General features: G+C 19.8%; 14 protein-coding genes. 5 read left to right on the top strand and 9 right to left on the bottom strand.

The features are described from left to right. Nucleotides 1-87 precede the first annotated feature (87 nt). Nucleotides 88-1,200: a molecular chaperone DnaJ gene (gene dnaJ, locus GJT99_RS00730; RefSeq protein ID WP_168893817.1), complete on the top strand. Its 1,113-nt coding sequence runs from the start codon at nt 88-90 to the stop codon at nt 1,198-1,200. Between the two features lie 52 nt (nt 1,201-1,252). On the opposite strand, the gene secA is transcribed toward dnaJ, so the two are convergent. Beyond that, a complete protein-coding gene (secA, locus tag GJT99_RS00725; RefSeq protein WP_168893816.1) occupies nt 1,253-3,973 on the bottom strand; it encodes a preprotein translocase subunit SecA in 2,721 nt (906 codons plus the stop codon). 123 nt (nt 3,974-4,096) lie between these two features. Between secA and GJT99_RS00720 the strand changes: the two genes are divergently transcribed. Then, entirely contained in the window at nt 4,097-4,564 is a 468-nt protein-coding gene (locus GJT99_RS00720; protein WP_168893815.1) for a hypothetical protein, read from the top strand. A 23-nt stretch (nt 4,565-4,587) separates the two neighbouring features. On the opposite strand, the gene GJT99_RS00715 is transcribed toward GJT99_RS00720, so the two are convergent. Genes GJT99_RS00715 through rsmH form a run of 8 tightly spaced genes read right to left on the bottom strand, consistent with a single transcriptional unit; the run spans nt 4,588 to nt 14,418 of the window. Then, nucleotides 4,588-5,511, bottom strand: coding sequence for a D-alanine--D-alanine ligase (locus GJT99_RS00715; protein WP_168893814.1), 924 nt, complete (start codon nt 5,509-5,511; stop codon nt 4,588-4,590). A 39-nt stretch (nt 5,512-5,550) separates the two neighbouring features. Further along, on the bottom strand, nt 5,551-7,023 hold the full coding sequence (murC, locus tag GJT99_RS00710; RefSeq protein WP_168893813.1) for a UDP-N-acetylmuramate--L-alanine ligase: 1,473 nt from the start codon (nt 7,021-7,023) through the stop codon (nt 5,551-5,553). 19 nt (nt 7,024-7,042) lie between these two features. Beyond that, nucleotides 7,043-8,104 carry an undecaprenyldiphospho-muramoylpentapeptide beta-N-acetylglucosaminyltransferase gene (gene murG, locus GJT99_RS00705; protein WP_168893812.1) on the bottom strand — a complete coding sequence of 354 codons (1,062 nt, stop codon included), beginning with the start codon at nt 8,102-8,104 and terminating at the stop codon, nt 7,043-7,045. A 33-nt stretch (nt 8,105-8,137) separates the two neighbouring features. Next, complete coding sequence (murD, locus tag GJT99_RS00700; protein WP_168893811.1) at nt 8,138-9,472, bottom strand: UDP-N-acetylmuramoyl-L-alanine--D-glutamate ligase; 1,335 nt, start codon at nt 9,470-9,472, stop codon at nt 8,138-8,140. A gap of 18 nt (nt 9,473-9,490) precedes the next feature. Next, a complete protein-coding gene (gene mraY, locus GJT99_RS00695; protein ID WP_168894087.1) occupies nt 9,491-10,561 on the bottom strand; it encodes a phospho-N-acetylmuramoyl-pentapeptide-transferase in 1,071 nt (356 codons plus the stop codon). Between the two features lie 5 nt (nt 10,562-10,566). Beyond that, nucleotides 10,567-11,937 (bottom strand): UDP-N-acetylmuramoyl-tripeptide--D-alanyl-D-alanine ligase, encoded by a 1,371-nt coding sequence (locus tag GJT99_RS00690; RefSeq protein WP_168893810.1) that lies wholly within the window; start codon nt 11,935-11,937, stop codon nt 10,567-10,569. Beyond that, on the bottom strand, nt 11,934-13,439 hold the full coding sequence (murE, locus tag GJT99_RS00685) for a UDP-N-acetylmuramoyl-L-alanyl-D-glutamate--2,6-diaminopimelate ligase (RefSeq protein WP_246208909.1): 1,506 nt from the start codon (nt 13,437-13,439) through the stop codon (nt 11,934-11,936). Before murE ends, GJT99_RS00690 begins: the two co-directional genes overlap by 4 nt. Nucleotides 13,440-13,494: 55 nt before the next feature. Continuing rightward, nucleotides 13,495-14,418 (bottom strand): 16S rRNA (cytosine(1402)-N(4))-methyltransferase RsmH, encoded by a 924-nt coding sequence (gene rsmH / locus GJT99_RS00680; RefSeq protein WP_168893809.1) that lies wholly within the window; start codon nt 14,416-14,418, stop codon nt 13,495-13,497. 138 nt (nt 14,419-14,556) lie between these two features. Between rsmH and GJT99_RS00675 the strand changes: the two genes are divergently transcribed. From GJT99_RS00675 to GJT99_RS00665, 3 genes are all read left to right on the top strand, one after another. Then, nucleotides 14,557-15,288 (top strand): Bax inhibitor-1/YccA family protein, encoded by a 732-nt coding sequence (locus GJT99_RS00675; RefSeq protein ID WP_168893808.1) that lies wholly within the window; start codon nt 14,557-14,559, stop codon nt 15,286-15,288. Between the two features lie 110 nt (nt 15,289-15,398). Next, nucleotides 15,399-17,792: a DNA mismatch repair protein MutS gene (gene mutS, locus GJT99_RS00670; RefSeq protein ID WP_168893807.1), complete on the top strand. Its 2,394-nt coding sequence runs from the start codon at nt 15,399-15,401 to the stop codon at nt 17,790-17,792. A 94-nt stretch (nt 17,793-17,886) separates the two neighbouring features. Then, the coding region (locus tag GJT99_RS00665; RefSeq protein WP_281352070.1) for a DNA gyrase subunit A at nt 17,887-18,918 on the top strand (1,032 nt) is incomplete at its 3' end.

The raw sequence follows: 18,918 nt of genomic DNA, 5'->3' as shown, positions 1-18,918 counted from the left end.
CATTATTTAAATATATTATTAATACCGTTTATTCATTAATAATAATCGGTATTAATAACATTATGGGATTAGGATATTATATTTATTATGGCAAAAAAAGATTATTATGATATTTTAGGTATTAGCAAAAATGCTGAAGATCGTGAAATTAAAAAAGCATATAAACGTTTAGCTATAAAATTTCACCCAGATCGTAATCCCGGAAACAAAAATGCTGAGAATAAGTTTAAAGAAATAAAACAAGCTTATGAAGTTTTAAGTGATTCAAAAAAAAGAACTGCTTATGATCAATATGGACATGCTGCTTTTGAACAAGAACATATAAATAATACAGCTGATTTTAGTGATATTTTTGGAGATGTTTTTGGAGATATATTTGGTAATTCTAGAACAAATAAAAAGACTAAAAAAGGTGCTGATTTAAAATATTTAATGGAAATTTCATTAGAAGAAGCAATTACAGGTATAACAAAAAAAATTAAAATTCCTATTTTAAAAAGTTGTAATTATTGTAATGGAACAGGAGCACAACAAGGTTCATTACAAAAATGTTATACATGTAATGGTCATGGGCAAATACATATGAGTCAAGGTTTTTTTACTGTACAACAAACTTGTCCTAGATGTCATGGACAAGGTAATTTTATTAAAAATCCTTGTTTTTATTGTAAAGGTAAAGGTAAATTAGAATCTTATAAAACTTTATCAGTAAAAATACCAAGTGGAATTGATACTGGAGATCGTATTAGATTAAATGGTGAAGGAGAAATAAGCCAAAATGGAATTTCTGGAGATTTATACATAGAAATTAAAATTAAAAAACATCATTTATTTATTAGAGAAGGTAACAATTTATATTGTGAATTACCTATTAGTTTTATAATAGCTACATTAGGAGGAAATATAAAGATACCTACATTAAATGGTTATGTAAAACTAACAATTCCTGAAGGGACTCAAACAGGAAAAATGTTTAGGATACGTAATAAAGGAATAAGATCAATTAAAAGAAATAATATTCTTGGTGATTTATTATGTAAAATAGTAATTGAAACTCCAATTAATTTAAATCAAAAACAAAAAGATATTTTATATCAATTAGATAAAAGTTTTCATGAATTTTCTAGTTATAAAAATAATCCTAAAATAAAAAATTTTTTAGAAAATATTAAAAATTTTTTTTATAAGATTAAATTTTAAAAACAATAGAGGGTATAAAAAATAAGTTTATTTTTTATACCCTCTATTGTTTTTAATATATTAATCCATGACAAAATTTATATTTTTTACCTGAACAACAAGGACATTTTTCATTCCTACCTATTTTTCTTTTAAAAAAATTTATATTATTTATATATGTATTTTTTCTATTTATAGAAAAATTTATTTTATTATTTAATATAATCAGATGATTTTTTTCTAAACTATTATTTACAAATGTATTATTTTCTAAAAACATATTAATGTTATTATTTTTTTTAATTTCTTCATTATTTATTTTATTTAAAGTAATAAGTACTTCTTTTTTAAAATTATATAACATTTGATTAAACATAGAAAAAGATTCACGTTTATATTCTTGTTTTGGGTCTTTTTGAGCATAACTTCTTAAATGAATTCCTTGTTTCAAATATTCTATAGCTGAAAGATGTTCTTTCCATAGATTATCTAAAATTTGCAAAATAATATTTTTTTCAAAAATATTTACATATTGTTTTTCCAGCATAGAAATTTTTTTTAAATATTCTTTTTCTGTAAAATTAATAATTTTTTTAAGAATAATATTTTTATTAATTATTTTTTTATTTTTTTCTTGGTATTCATCATACCAAAATTTAATTGGTAATTTAACATTAAAAATGTTTTGGAAATAAGTTTCTAATTTTTCTAAAATAATATAATTAAGTTTTACATAATTATTTAATATGTTTGTAAATACATCAATTTTAAAATTTCTAATAATTTGAGTAAAATTAAGTGATTTTAATAACGTATTTCTTTGTAAATATATAATTAAACGTTGATCATTAATAATATCATCATATTCAATTAATTGTTTACGTATTTCAAAATTATAATTCTCTACTTTTTTTTGTGCATTAGATATAGCTTTATTAATCCAAGGATGTTCAATATAATCATTAGTATGCATACCTAATTTACTCATTAAAAATGACATATTTTTAGGTGCAAAAATACGTATTAAAGAATCTTCCATTGATAAGTAAAATCTAGACATGCCAGGATCTCCTTGTCTTCCTGAACGACCTCTTAATTGATTATCTATTCTTCTTGATTCATGACGTTCAGTACCAATTACATATAATCCTCCTAATTTTATAATTTCATTATGTTTTATTTGCCATTCTGATTTTAATTTTTTAATTTCATTTAAACTAAATTTTTTATGTATTATAAAATTACCACCTAAAACAATATCTGTTCCTCTACCTGCCATATTAGTTGCAATTGTTACTGCTTTTTTTGTTCCTGCTTGTGCAATAATTTCTGCTTCTTTTTCATGAAATTTAGCATTTAAAATATTATGTTTTATACCTATTTGTTTTAATTTTTTAGATATTAATTCTGATTTTTTTATAGAAATAGTACCAACTAATATTGGTTGACCTTTTAAATTTTTTTCTTTGATATCATTAATAATTGCATTTATCTTTTCTTTTTTAGTTAAAAAAATTAGATCTGGAAGATCTTTTCTAATCATTGTTTTATTGGTTGGTACTATTATTGTATCTAATTTATATATTTCTTTAAATTCAAAAGATTCTGTACTAGCAGTACCAGTCATTCCAGATAATTTTTTATATAGTCTGAAATAATTTTGAAATGTAATAGATGCAAGAGTTTGATTCTCATTATTAATTTTAACATTTTCTTTTGCTTCTATTGCTTGATGTAATCCTTCTGACCATCTTCTACCTTCCATTAATCTTCCAGTATGTTCATCTACTATAATAATTTTATTATTTTTTAGTATATAATCTACATTTTTTTTAAAAATTTTATGTGCTCTTAATGCAGCAATAATATGATGTAAAATAATTATATTATTATTAGAATATAAAGATTCATTTGTATCTATAATTTTTTCTTTTATTAAAACTTTTTCTAAATAAATTAAACCTCTTTCTGTTAAATAAACTTGACGAGATTTATCATCTATAAAAAAATGTCCTTTACCTGTATAATAATTAGAATCTTCTTGTTTTTGATATATTAATGTAGGAATAATCTGATTTATTTTAATATATAATTGTGAACTATCTTCAGTAGGTCCTGATATAATTAAAGGTGTTCGAGCTTCATCAATTAATATTGAATCAACTTCATCTATAATAGCATAATTTAAACCGCGTTGTACTTTATTATCATGATTAAAAACCATATTATCTCTTAAAAAATCAAATCCAAATTCATTATTAGTTCCATATGTAATATCTGCTTTATATGCATTTTTTTTTTCTTTTAATGACATATTAGATATGTTAATACCTACAGTTAATTTTAAAAAATTAAACAATATTTTATTATTTTGAGCATCACGTTGTGCTAAATAATCATTTACAGTAACAATATGAATTCCTTTATTAGTTAAAGCATTTAAATAAGCTGGTAATGTAGATGTTAATGTTTTTCCTTCACCAGTTTTCATTTCTGCTATACAATTATTATTTAATACAATACCTCCAATTAATTGAACATCAAAATGACGCATATTAAATATTCTTTTACTAGCTTCTCTAACTGTTGCAAAAGCTTCTGGGAGAATACTTTCTAAAGTAGAATTACTTTGTAATTTTTTTTTAAAAAAAATAGTTTTATTTTGTAATTCGAAATTAGTTAATTTTTCAAATTCTTTTTCCATACTATTAATAGTAGTAACTATTTTTTGAATATGTTTTAAAACATTATCATTATTACTACCAAAAATTTTGGTAAAAATTTTTTTTAACATATAAATACTCTTAATAAAAAAGATGATTGTATAATTATAAATATTATTTATTATGTATTTTAATTGAATATAAAAAATGTTTATAATTCCTTTTATTAAAAAAATTAGATAGATAAAAAAAATATGCGTAATAATAAATTATTATTAATCAATAAACTTTTTCAACAAAAATATTATTCTTCTTATACAAAAATATTATATAAAATATATATACATACAAATATTCTAATAAAAATTGATAAAATTATCAAAAAATATTTACCAATACAATTACATAATTGGTACAATATTAAAAATATAAAGAATAATATTTTAATTATAGAAACAAATAATGCTAGTTCTATGATCAGATTTTTATCTGAAAAATCAAATATTTTATTTTATATAAAAAAATATGCTATTCCTTCCTTAAGAAGGATAGATATTAAAATTAATCCTATTTTTACAAAAAATATTTTTAAAAAAAAGAAAAAAATTAAAAAAAATAAATTAAGTAAATTTAGTGCTAATTTATTACTTCATGTTACAAAAAAAAGTTCAATAAAATTACGTTTAACAATAGAAAGATTTATTAAAATCGCAAATAATTAAATATAAAATATTGTACATAAAAATTATTTAGTTAAAAATAAAATTTTCATAATTAAATCATAGAAAGATAATCCTGCTTTTCTTGCTGCTATAGGATATAAACTTTTGGGTGTCATTCCTGGAATAGTATTTATTTCTAATAATTGAAAATTTTTATTTTCATCTAAAATAACATCAATTCTTCCCCATATTTTACAATTTAAAACTTTCCAAGCTTTTAAAATTATATTTTCTAATTCTTTTTCCTTATTTTTATTTAAACCACTAGGACAAAAATATTCAGTATTATTTGAATAATATTTAGATTGGTAATCATAAAAAATATTTGAATATCCAATTTTTATTGGAGGTAATATTTTATTATTTAAAACTCCTATAGTATATTCTATTCCTTTTAAATATTTTTCAATTAAAATATTATTATCATATACAAATGATTTTTCTAATGTATGAAATAAATCATCTTTATGATTAACTTTAAAAACACCTAAACTAGATCCACTACAATTTGGTTTAATAATAATAGGAAATTTTATTTGTAAAATTTTTTTTTCTATTATTAAATAATTTTTTTTAATAAAATCTTTTTTATTTAGTAATAAATGTGGATAAATAATAGGTAATCCATGTTCTTTCCAAATAATTTTCGTTAAAAATTTATTTATAGTTATTGCTGATGATAATACTCCACTTCCGGTATAAGGAATATTTAAATATTCTAATATTCCTTGTATGGTTCCGTCTTCACCTCCTTTACCATGTAAAGCTATGAAAGCTTTTTTAAAATTAAATTTTTTTAAATATAATAATGGAAAAGTATTAGGATCTATTCCAATTACATTAATTCCCGATTTTTTTAAAATATTTAAAATTGATTTGCCAGATTTTAAAGATATCTCTCTTTCTAGAGAATTACCTCCAAATAAAACAACTATTTTATTAGACATATTTAAAATAAAACTTATTAAAATTTTTTAATTGTTAGTTTAACATTTTTTGTTTTGAAATTTTTTATTTATAAATAATGATGATAAATGATTAATATCACCAGCTCCTTGAAAAATTAATATTTCATTCCCTTCTAATTTAGAAAAAATATAACGTGCAACATTATAATAATCTGTTAAATCTATAAATTTAGATATAATAATTCCTAATTCATTTATTTTTTTAGATAAATATTTACTATCAGAATTTTTAATAAAATTTTCTCCTGCTGGATAAACTTTTAATAAAAATAATTTATCAACTTTAGATAATATTTTAATAAAATAATCTAATAAATTTTTAGTTCTTGAATAACGATGAGGTTGAAAAACCATTATCAAATTTCTATTTGGCCATACTTTACGTGCTGTATTTATAGTCATATCTATTTCAGTAGGATGATGTCCATAATCATTAATAATAATTATATTGTATTGATATCCTATTTTTTTTTGAGGATAAATTGTACCTAAAATATCAAATCTTCTTATAATTCCATGAAAATTTTTTAATGATTTTAAAATAATTTTATTATTTAAACCATTAAATTTTGCAGCAGCATATGCTGCTGTTGCATTTAATGCATTATGATAACCAGGAATACTTAAGTTAATTTTGAAAGATAAATATGTTTTTTTTTCTAATATATAAAATTGACTTTTATAACCATTTTGTTTATAATTATATACTTGTATATCTGCATTTTTATGAAAACCATATGTAATAATATTTTTTTTAATATAAAGTTTATTATGTTTTATTAGATTATAATTATTAATATTATCTATACAAATAATTATACAACCATAAAATGGTATTTTTTTTAAAAATTTTAGAAAAGTTTTTTTTAAAATTTTTATATTATTTTTATAAAAATTTAAATGTTCATTTTCAATATTTGTTAATATATTAATGGTAGGTTCTAAACATAGAAATGATTTATCACTTTCATCTACTTCTGTAATAAAATATTTACTAGAACCTAAATAAGCATATTCTTTAGAAGATTTTAAAATACCTCCATTTATAAATGTAGGATCTAATCCAGATAATTTGTATATTTCGTAAATCATTGCTGTAGTTGTAGTTTTACCATGAGTACCCGTAACAGTAATTTTATAATAAAATTTCATTAATTCTGCTAACATTTGTAATCTACTAATTATAGTAATATTTAATTTTTTTGCAATAATTAATTCTGGATTATTATTTTTAATAGCATTAGATTTAACAATAAGATCTATATTATTTGTAATATTTTTAATTTCATGTTTAAAATAAATATTAATACCTAATGAAATTAAATTTTTTGTAATAAAATTATAAATTAAATCGGAACCACTAACTTTGTATCCCTGTTTTATTAGAATTTTTGCAATTCCTCCCATCCCAGAACCTCCAATACCAATTAAATGTATATGGTTAATATTTTTCATTTTTGGTATTTTTTTAATATTTATTATATTAGACATATTTTTATTTTATTTAATATTAATTAATTTTGATTTTATTTAATTCATCATAAATTAATTCTGTAGAATTAATTATAGATAAATCACAAGATTGATTTATCAAATTTATAATTTTATTTTTGTTAAGATTTAATATTAAATTGGCAATTTTATTATAATTAATATTTTTTTGTTCAAAAATTTTAGCTATTCCTATCTTTTGTAAATGTATTGCATTAAAGTATTGTTGTCTATCTTTATGTTGAAAAGGTATGAAAATAGCAGGTATTCCTATTGCGCTAATTTCACTAACAGTCATCGCCCCAGATCTACATATTATTATATCAGCCCATTCATATGCTTTATAAATATCTTGTATATATTCTTTTATAATAATATTATTAGTAATATTATATTTTTTATATTCATGAAATATTTTTTTAGAATTATTTTTACCTACTTGATGGAGGATAAATATTTTATTTTTTAAAATTTTAGCTAATTTTATACCTATTTTATTTATTATATATGCACCTTGACTTCCTCCTGTTATTAATAAATGAATTGGTTTATGAATTTTAAAAATCTTTCTTTTATATAAAGATAATTTAATAATTTTTTTATCTAAAGGATTACCTACTAATATAGCATTAGTAAATGTATTAGGATATGCTTGCATAACTTTAGTTGCTATTTTATATAATATTTTATTTGTGATACCTGGAACACTATTTTGTTCATGTATTACTAAAGGTATACGGCATAACCATGCAGCTAATCCACTAGGTCCAGAAATATAACTACCCATTGTTAATATTATATGTGGTTTATATTTTTTATAAATTAAAATAGATTTATAAGTTGATATTATTAATTTAATAACAGTAAAAATAATAGAGAAAATGTTTTTTTTTTTAAATCTATAAAATTTTATTAAATAAATACGTATGTTTTTTTTAGGAATAATTTGTGCTTCCATTCTAGAATTAGTTCCTAACCAACGTACTTCCCAACCATTTTTTTTTAAGATATATGCTATATTTAAAGCTGGATTAATATGTCCTCCAGTACCTCCAGCTACTATAAGAATTTTTTTTTTCATTTTATTAAAATTTAATATATAAAATATCTAAAATTATAATTTTTTTATAAAATTATTACACTTATGTATTTTTTTTACTAATTTAATAAATTCATTTCCACGATGCTTGAAATTTTTAAATTGATCAATACTAGAACATGCTGGAGATAATAATACAATATCTCCAAATTTTATCAATTTAATAATTTTTTTTATTCCTTCATATATTGTCTTAACTATTATTGCTCTACTATCAATAGATAGTATTTTTTTACTTGATTTACCAAAACAAATAATTTTTATATTATCTTTTTTCTGTAAGTATTTTTGTAATAAATATAAATTACAATGTTTGTCATAACCTCCTAAAAATAACCAAATCCTTTTTTTTTTATGTAAATATTCTAAAGCAGCTTTTGTACTATTAACATTAGTTGATTTTGAATCATTAATCCAGATTACCCCATTTTCTTTATGAATTATTTGTAACGTATGATCCATATTTTTATAATTATTAATTTCTTTAAAAAAATTTTTTTTAGAAATTTTTAATATATCTATAACAGCTAATACAGCTAAAGAATTTAAATAATTATGGATACCAACTAATTTAGTTTTATTAAAATTAAATATTTTTTTATTATTTATTTTTAAATAAACTTGTTCTTTATCAAAAGATAAATTATATTTACCTAAAATTTTACCAAATGTAATATATTTTTTCCCATTATAAAATTTTTTAGGATGACATAATATGTCATCAGCATTATATATGCAAATATTAGCATTTTTATAAATACGTAATTTAAAATCACGATATTGTTCTATACCTAAAGGATATCTATCCATATGATCTTGTGAAATATTTAGAATTATAGCAATATATATATTTAATTTTTTAATTGTTTCTAATTGGAAACTAGATATTTCTAAAATATAAAAATCTCTTTTAAAAGATAATAAATTCATTACTGGGTAACCATTATTACCTCCTACACTAACCCGGAAATTATTTTTTTTCATGATATGAGCAATCATATTAGTTACAGTACTTTTTCCATTTGTACCTGTTACGGCTATTAAAGGAGTAGTATTATAACGAGCAAATAATTCTATGTCTCCTATAATTTCAATATTTTTTTTTTGAGCTTCTAATATAAAATGATTAAATATTGATATACCAGGACTTAAAATAATTAGTTGAGAACTAAGTATCCAATTCTTATTTAAAGAACCAAGATAATATGGTACATATAAAGGTATTTTTTTTATTAATTTACGATCTTTACGTTTATCCATAACAAATGGGATAATTTTTTTTTTTAAAAAAAAATTTAAACAAGATAAACCTGTTATACCTAAACCTATAATAAGTATTTTTTTATTCATTTTTTATACTATTAAATATTATATTATCATAAAAGTAAGTAATATTAATATTAATGAAACAATCCAAAATCTAGTAATAATACAAGGTTCTGGGATCCCTTTTAATTCATAATGATGATGTAGAGGAGCCATTAAAAAAAATCTTTTTTTAGTATATCTAAATTTTATGCATTGGATAATAACTGAAAAAGATTCAATAACAAATATACCACACATAATAAAAAATAAAAATTCTTGTTTTATAAGAATTGCTATCATTGAAATCATACAACCTAAAGATAGTGAACCTACATCTCCCATAAAAATCTTTGCAGGATAAGTATTATACCATAAAAATGCTAATCCAGAACCAATTATAGATAAACAAATAATTATTAGTTCTTTAGAATTTTTTATATAAACAAAATTAAAATATGTAGAAAAATATATATTTCCTGTACAATAAGATAAACAAGTTAAACCTAAAGAAACAAAAATAACAGGCATAATTGCTAAACCATCTAATCCATCAGTTAAATTTACAGAATTACTAATTATTATTATAATGAAAGAATATATTATTATATACAAAATAATATTTAAATTATATTTAATAATTTTATGTGTAAAAGGTATAATAAATCTTATATATAATTCTTTTTTATTATTTATAAACATAAATAATGTAAAAAAAATATTAGTAATCAATTGTAAAAATAATTTTTTATAAGCAGTTAATCCTATTGAATTTTTTAAAATAATTTTATAAAAATCATCTATCAAACCAATTATAAAATATAAAAATGTTATAAACAATATATATAAAATATATTTATTAGATAAATCTGACCAAAATATTACAGAAATAAAAATAGATAATAATATAATTATTCCTCCCATAGTAGGAGTTTTTTTTTTAACAAAATGTGTAATTGGTCCATTTTCCCTAATTACTTGAGAAATTTTTTTTTTATAAAAATACTTAATAAAAATTGGAATTAAAAAAAATGTAATATTAAATGATGTTATAAATGTCATTATAGAACGTATTTTAAAATTTATTAAAAAAAAATTTACATATTTTAAATAATTTTTAAAATATGTAAATATTATTATTAACATTTTAATTTCTCCAATAACATTTTAATTAATATTTCTATTTTATTTTTACGAGATCCTTTAAATAAAATAGTATAATGATCAAGATTTTTAATCATTAAAAATAATTTATCTATTAGTAATTTTTTTTTAAAAAAATGTTGTGCTTTTATATTATCTTTAGTAGAAAAATAACTATAATTACCAATACTGAAGATATAATCTATATTAGAATTTAAAGTTAGTTCTTTTATTTTTTTATGATAAAAAATACTATAAATACCTAATTCTAACATATCTCCAATAACTAAAAATTTTTTACCAGAAAAATTTTTTAAAATATTAATAGCTATGTTTACTGAATTTGGATTAGCATTATATGCATCATTTATAATAAGTTTATTGCGATCAATAATAATAGGATACATTCTTCCTTTAATAGATTTAAATTTTTTTAATCCATTTGCTATATCTTCTAAAGTTGCTCCTACAGAAAATGATAATGCTGCTGATGCTAATGCATTATTAATATTATGTTTTCCGCCTCCTATAAGGAATAACTTAATTAATATTTCACCTATAGGTGAAATTAATAAAAATTTAATTCGATTAGGTAATATTATTATATTTTTAGCAAAGAAATTTGCTTTATTATTTTGTAAAGAAAAAGTTAAAATGTTCTTATCATTACTTAATTTTTCAAAGATATTTTTTTGATTTTTATCATCATAATTAATAATTGCAGTTCCTTTTTTTTTTAAATATTTGAAAATATCACTTTTATTTTTAATAATATTTTTTAAAGATTTAAAACCTTCTAAATGTGCTTCTGATATATTATTAATTAATGCAATATCAGGTTTTACCAAATTAGTAATATAGGAAATATCATTAATTTGATTTCCTCCAATTTCAATTACAGCATATTTATATTGATTTTTTAATCTTAATAAAGTTAAAGGGACACCGATATGGTTATTCATATTTTTTTTAGTAAAAATTGTTTTATCTTTATTTTTTAAAATAGATACAGTCATTTCTTTAACTGATGTTTTACCTGATGATCCAGTAATACCAATTACATTATTTTTAAATTTCATTCTTTTCCATAAACTTATTTGAGCTAATCCTATAGTAGTATCTATTACAATAATTTGAGGAATATTAATATTGATATATCTATTTACTAAAATAGCTAATGCCCCATTTTTAATGGCATCATTAATAAAATAATGTCCATCAAATTTATTACCACAAATAGCAATAAAAATACAATGTTGTTTAATTTTTTTACTACTTATAGAAAAATTTAATATTTTAATATCATTACCAATTAATTTACCATGTACTATTTGTGATAATTTTTTTAAACTAATTAATTTATTCATTTTATATTTTTTAATATTTTTTGAATTACATTAAAATCTGAATAATCAAAAATTTTATTTCCTATAATTTGATAATTTTCATGTCCTTTACCTGCTACTAAAATAGTATCTATTTTTACTGCATGAGATATAGCATAAGAAATAGCTCTTCTTCTATTTAAAATAATATGAACATTTTTTAATGTAATACATCCTTTTTTTATGTCATCTATAATATTATTAATATTTTCTTTTCTAGGATTATCAGTAGTTAAAATTATAACATTAGCATATTTTGTAGCTATATATCCCATCATTGATCTTTTCCCTATATCTCTTTCGCCTCCACATCCAAAAATACACCATATTTTACCTTTAGTATTTAATTTAAGAGTTAATAATACATTTTTAAGTGCATCAGGAGTATGAGCATAATCAATTATTATATTGGTATATTTTTTTTTAAAAAAAATTTTTTGCATTCTTCCTTGAATAGGAAATATTTTTGAAGCTGTTTTTATTAATTTTTTTAAAGGAAAATTTAAATTTAATAATGTAGCCATACATAATATAATATTTATTACGTTAAAATATCCAATCAAATTTATTTTTATTTTTCCGTTACCCCAAATAGAATTAAATTTAATAATAGTATGGTTAGATAAATAAATTATTTTTTTTATATATATATAAAAATTTGATTTATATAATAAATTTTTTAATTTAGTTGTAATAACTGTAACATTAGATAATTTTTTACACCATTTTAATCCTATATTATCATCGATATTTATAATTTTTTTTTCTACCTTATGAGTAGAAAAAAATTTCCATTTAGATAATTCATAATTTTTCATATTAATATGATAATCTAAATGATCTCTTGTTAAATTTGTAAAAATGCCAATAGAAAATATTATATTAGCTACTCTAAATTGATTTAATCCATGTGATGAAACCTCCATAATAACAATATTTGCTTTTTTATCTATAAATTTTTTTAATGTAGATTGTATTTCTACAGCAGAATCAGTTGTATTATTTGTTCTAATTAAATTTTTATAAAAACCATTTCCTATAGTACTTAAAATAGCTGGTTTATAACCTAATAATTTAAACCATTGCATTAAAAAATGTGTTATACTTGTTTTCCCATTAGTACCAGTAATACCTATTATAGGAATTTTTTTACTTGGATGATTATATAATCTACCTGCAATATATGAAATTTGTTTACGTAAATTTGGTAAATAAATAATGGGTATATTTTTTTTAATTTGTATAGTATAAGGTAATATTTTTTCATCAGAATATGTTAATATTGCTACAACTTTTTTTGAGAGGGCCTGTTTTATAAAATTTTTACCATCATATTTATCTCCTTTAACCGCTATAAATAAACAATTTTTACCCTTAATTTTTCTACTATCTAAAACAATTTTATTTATTAAAATATTTTTTATTAAATTATTTTGAATATAATTATTTAATAATTTTTTTAAGCTAAACAAAGATTGACTCAATGATAAACCCTTAATATAAAGTAATTTATATATATCTATATAAAACTGCTATTTTTTATATTTTTTGTGCAATACGTAATATTGCACTTCTAGATCTTAAATTTTTTAAAATTTCATTTTTTTTAGGGAAAATTTTACCAATAATTTTTAATGTTAATTTTTTATTTCTAGAATAAAAAATATTCATTTGTTTATCTGTTAAAGGTAATTTATTAATTTGATTTTGATAAGAACTATGTTTTTTCATAAATAATTTTATAATTCTATCTTCTAAAGAATGAAAACTAATTATTGACATAATTCCTCCTGTTTTTAAGAGTTTTAATGAAATATCTAATCCTTTTTTTAATTCTTCTATTTCTTTATTTAAAAAAATTCTTATAGCTTGAAAAGATCTTTTTGCTGGATGTTTAAATTTATTTCTTTTACTAACTATAGATATTATTGAAGATAAATCATGTGTATTATTTAATTTATTATTAGATATATATTTTTTAATATTATATGCTATTTTTTTATGAAATTTTTCTTCACCATATATTTTTAATATTTCTGACAATTTTTTTACATTTATATTTTTTAGTAAATCATAAGCAGTAATTTTTTCATTTTGATTTATACGCATATCTAATGGACCGTTCAACATGTAAGAAAATCCTCTTTTAGGATTATCTAATTGAAATGAAGAAATACCTAAATCAAATAAAATACCATCTATTATACCTCTTTTATTATTAAATAATTTTTGTAAATTTGAAAAATTATCATTAATATAAATAATTCTTTTATCTAAAATTTGATATTTTAATAATGTTTTTCTATCACGATCTATTGCATAAATTTTTCCTTGATTATTTAATTTAGATAAAATTAATTTTGTATGTCCTCCACAACCATATGTTGCATCTATATATGTTCCATTTTTTTTAATATTTAAACTATTAATAGATTCTTTTAGTAAAACTGGAATATGACTCATTATATGACATTTAATTTAATTAAATATTGTATAATTAATGTATTATATATTATAATATAGCGATTTATAATTAAAATATTTTTAATATAAATTAATATTTATTTAAAAATTTGGTTAAATTTTTAAAAGGTAATATTTATGATAGAATATCCAAATTTTAAAAGTACTACTTTATTAAAGAAAGAAAAACGTTATTATATACAAAAGTATTTTCGTAAAGTATATGGATGGATGTCTTGTGGCTTATTTTTGACTGCATTTATTGCTTGGTATATATCTAATACTGTACAGATTACAAATTATTTATTAAATAATAAATATTTTTTATTAAGTATTTGTTTTATACAATTTATATTAGTTTTTATCATTTCTAGTTTGATAAATCAATTATCTGGAAAAACATTAACTACATTATTTATGTTTTATTCTTGTTTAACAGGATTTACAACGGCTGGAATATTTTCTGTATATAATCAAAATGCTATTTTTACAACATTTATTACTACATCATTAACTTTTTTAATTATGTGTATTTGGGGTTTTGTTACTAAAAAAGATTTAACTAATTTAGGTAATATAATTATTATGGGAATTATTGGTACATTAGTTGCTTCTTTTATAAATTTATGGTTACAAAATAGTTTAATAACATCTATAGTAAATTATCTTGGTGTAATTTTTTTTACATTAATTATAGCTTATGATACTCAAAAACTTAAAAATATTGCAAAAAAAATTAGTTTAAATGAACATGATCAAAATAATTTAAGAAGATATGCTATTTTAGGTGCACTTATGTTATATTTAGATTTTATTAATCTGTTTTTTATAATATTACGTATGATTAGTAATGATGATGATGATAAATAATAACTTTTACATATAAATATAAATTTCATTATTTATATAAAAAATCTTTTGTATAAATTAAAATTTAAAAATGAGTAACTAATATTTTTTAAAAATCATAAATATAAAATATGACACCTATGATAAAACAATATTTAAAAATAAAAAAACAATATCCTAATATTATTTTGTTTTATAGATTAGGAGATTTTTATGAAATGTTTTTTCAAGATGCTAAAAAAGCATCTAAATTATTAAATATTGTATTAACTAAAAGAGGTAAAATTAATGGGAAATCTATTCCTATGGCAGGCATCCCAGTTAATAAAGTTGAAAATTATTTATCTAAATTAATTAAATTAGGTGAATCAATAGCTATTTGTGAACAAATAGAAAATAAAAATTTATTATATAAAAAAAAAATTTTGGATAGGAAAATAGTTCGTATTATTACACCTGGAACAGTTAGTGATGATATTTTATTAAATGATTATGTTGATAATTTATTAGCTGCTATTTATCAAGATGTAAAATTAGGATTTGGTTATGCAACATTAAATATTAGTTCTGGTGATTTCAGAATTATAGAAAATAAGGATATTAACATAATTGAAGGAGAACTACAAAGAACAAATCCTACAGAACTATTATATCCAAAAAATTTTAATAATATGGGTTTAATAAAAAAAATAAAATTTACTCAATGTAGACCATTATGGGAATTTGATACAAATACATCTATACAAAAATTAAATATGCAGTTTGGAACTAAAAATTTAAAAAGTTTTGGTATCGAAAACTCGTTGATAGCTATAAAAGCAGCAGGTTGTTTACTTCAATATGTTCAAGATACTCAAAAAGCATATTTACCTCATATTAATAATATTTATTTAGAAAACCATAGTAATGATATTATTTTAGATGCAAATACTCGTAAAAATTTAGAAATTATTAATAGTATTTCTGGTAATAATAATAATACTTTAATTAAAGTATTAGATCATACTACAACTAGTATGGGTAGCCGTTTATTAAAACGATGGTTAAATAACCCTATAAGAAATATAAAAATTATTTTAAATAGACAAAAAAATATATCTATTTTACAAAAACACTATTTAAAATTTAAAAAAAAATTATTAAAAATTAATGATATTGAAAGAATTATTGCTAGATTATCATTAAAAACAGCTAAACCAAATGATTTAGTTTCTTTAAGAAATACACTAATTTATTTACCTCAAATTCATAAAATATTAAACATTGTAGATATTTGTGAAATAAAATTAAAAATTTTAAATTTAGGATTATTTACTAAATTAAAAGAATTATTAATAAAATCAATAAAAAAAAACCCTTCATTATCTTTAAAAGATGGTAATGTGATAGCTACCGGATATAATCCCTTATTAGATAAATTAAGAAAATTTTCAAAAGATTCCAAAAAATATTTATTTTTTTTAGAAAAAAAAGAACGAATTTTATTAAAATTAGAAAAATTAAAAATAGGTTTTAATACAATTCATGGATATTACATTCAAATTAATAAAAATTATAAATTAAATATACCAAATAAATACATTCAAATTCAAACTTTAAAAAATTGTAATAGATATACAATACCAGAATTACAAAAATATCAAAAAGATATTTTTTATTCTAAAGAAAAATTATTGAATTTAGAAAAAACTTTATATAATGAATTATTTTATTATATAAATCCTTTTTTAAGTAATTTACAAAAATTATCATTATATTTATCAGAACTAGATGTATTATGTAATTTAGCTGAACGTGCTTTAACATTAAATTATACTTGTCCTATCATCAATAAAAAAATAGGAATATCTTTAATTAATTCAAGACATCCTGTTGTAGAAAATATTAAAAAATTACCATTTATACCCAATAATATATTTTTAACAGAAAAAAAACGTATGTTAATAATAACAGGACCAAATATGGGAGGTAAAAGTACATACATGAGACAAATTGCATTAATTATTTTGATGACTTATATAGGAAGTTATGTTCCAGCAGATAAAGCTATTATAGGACCAATAGATAGAATCTTTACTAGAATAGGATCAACTGATGATATTTCTTCCGGATTATCTACTTTTATGGTAGAAATGATAGAAACAGCAAATATTTTAAGAAATGCAACAACTAAAAGTTTAGTTTTAATGGATGAAGTAGGAAGAGGAACCTCAACACACGATGGTTTAGCAATTGCATGGGCTTGTGCAGAAAATATGGCGAAAAAAATTAAATCACTTACTTTATTTGCTACTAATTATATTGAACTAACTACTTTAAAAAATACAAACAAATGTATTAAAAATGTATATTTTAATGCAGTAGAATTAAATAATTCTATTGTTTTTTTACATAAAATTAAAAATGGATCAATAAATAAAAATTATGGTTTATTTGTAGCATCTTTAGCTGGAATTCCAAAAGAAGTTATTAATCAAGCAAAAAAAAAAATTAAACAATTAGAAAATCATAATACTTTAAACTAAATTTTTATAAAAGTTAGGTTTAAATAAATATAAATTCTATTAGTTTTATAATTAAAAAATTAATTTAATTAAAGTTTAAAGGATATTTATTTACATGAATTCTTTTGCTAAAGAAATAAAATTAATTAATATTGAAGAAGAATTAAAAAATTCTTATTTAGATTATGCAATGTCAGTTATAGTAGGAAGAGCTTTACCTGATGTAAGAGATGGATTAAAACCAGTACATAGACGTATATTATACGCTATGTATATATTAGGTAATACATGGAATAAATCTTACAAAAAATCGGCTAGAATAGTAGGAGATGTTATAGGAAAATATCATCCACATGGTGATAATGCAGTATATGATACAATCGTAAGATTAGTTCAATCATTTTCATTAAGATATCCTTTAATTAAAGGACAAGGAAATTTTGGATCTATTGATGGAGATTCAGCTGCTGCTATGCGTTATACAGAAATTAAAATGGCTAAAATATCTCAAGAAATTACTAACGATTTAGAAAAAAATACAGTTAATTATGTATTTAATTATGATGGGACAGAAAAAATTCCTGAAATAATGCCTACTAAAATACCTAATTTGTTAATAAATGGATCATCAGGAATAGCTGTAGGTATGACAACTAATATACCTCCACATAATCTTACTGAAGTTATTAATGGATGTTTAGCTTATATAAATAATAATAAAATTTCTATAAAAGAATTAATGAATTATATTCCAGGACCAGATTTTCCTACATCAGGTATTATTTATGGTATTAATGGTATTAAAAATGCTTATTCTACAGGTAAAGGAAAAATTTTTCTTAGAGGACGTACTAAAGTTATTAAAAATCAAAAAAAGAATTATAAAACTATCATAATCTATGAATTACCTTATCAAGTAAATAAAGCTAAATTAATAAAAAAAATAGCTTTATTAGTAAAAGAAAAACAGATCCAGGGAATTAAAACTTTAAGAGATGAATCAGATAAAGATGGAATAAGAATTTTAATTAAAGTAAAAATAGATATTTCTACCAATATTAAAATTCTTATTCCATCTTTATCTGATTCATCTCTTAAAGATGGAATAAGAATTTTAATATTGGTAGAAATATCTATTTTTACTTTA

This window comes from Enterobacteriaceae endosymbiont of Donacia cincticornis, assembly GCF_012568845.1.
GTDB lineage: Bacteria > Pseudomonadota > Gammaproteobacteria > Enterobacterales > Enterobacteriaceae.
Note: the sequence above shows the minus strand (reverse complement) of the source record. Positions and strands in the feature narration are given on the sequence as shown.

Bases quoted from the DNA above. Each gene is read 5' to 3' on its own strand.
- GJT99_RS00715 (WP_168893814.1), bottom strand. From the start codon at position 5,511: ATGTCTAATAAAATAGTTGTTTTATTTGGAGGTAATTCTCTAGAAAGA.
- murD (WP_168893811.1), bottom strand. From the start codon at position 9,472: ATGAATAAAAAAATACTTATTATAGGTTTAGGTATAACAGGTTTATCT.
- murG (WP_168893812.1), bottom strand. From the start codon at position 8,104: ATGAAAAAAAAAATTCTTATAGTAGCTGGAGGTACTGGAGGACATATT.
- GJT99_RS00690 (WP_168893810.1), bottom strand. From the start codon at position 11,937: ATGAATAAATTAATTAGTTTAAAAAAATTATCACAAATAGTACATGGT.
- dnaJ (WP_168893817.1), top strand. From the start codon at position 88: ATGGCAAAAAAAGATTATTATGATATTTTAGGTATTAGCAAAAATGCT.
- murC (WP_168893813.1), bottom strand. From the start codon at position 7,023: ATGTCTAATATAATAAATATTAAAAAAATACCAAAAATGAAAAATATT.
- GJT99_RS00720 (WP_168893815.1), top strand. From the start codon at position 4,097: ATGCGTAATAATAAATTATTATTAATCAATAAACTTTTTCAACAAAAA.
- mutS (WP_168893807.1), top strand. From the start codon at position 15,399: ATGACACCTATGATAAAACAATATTTAAAAATAAAAAAACAATATCCT.
- secA (WP_168893816.1), bottom strand. From the start codon at position 3,973: ATGTTAAAAAAAATTTTTACCAAAATTTTTGGTAGTAATAATGATAAT.
- GJT99_RS00675 (WP_168893808.1), top strand. From the start codon at position 14,557: ATGATAGAATATCCAAATTTTAAAAGTACTACTTTATTAAAGAAAGAA.
- rsmH (WP_168893809.1), bottom strand. From the start codon at position 14,418: ATGAGTCATATTCCAGTTTTACTAAAAGAATCTATTAATAGTTTAAAT.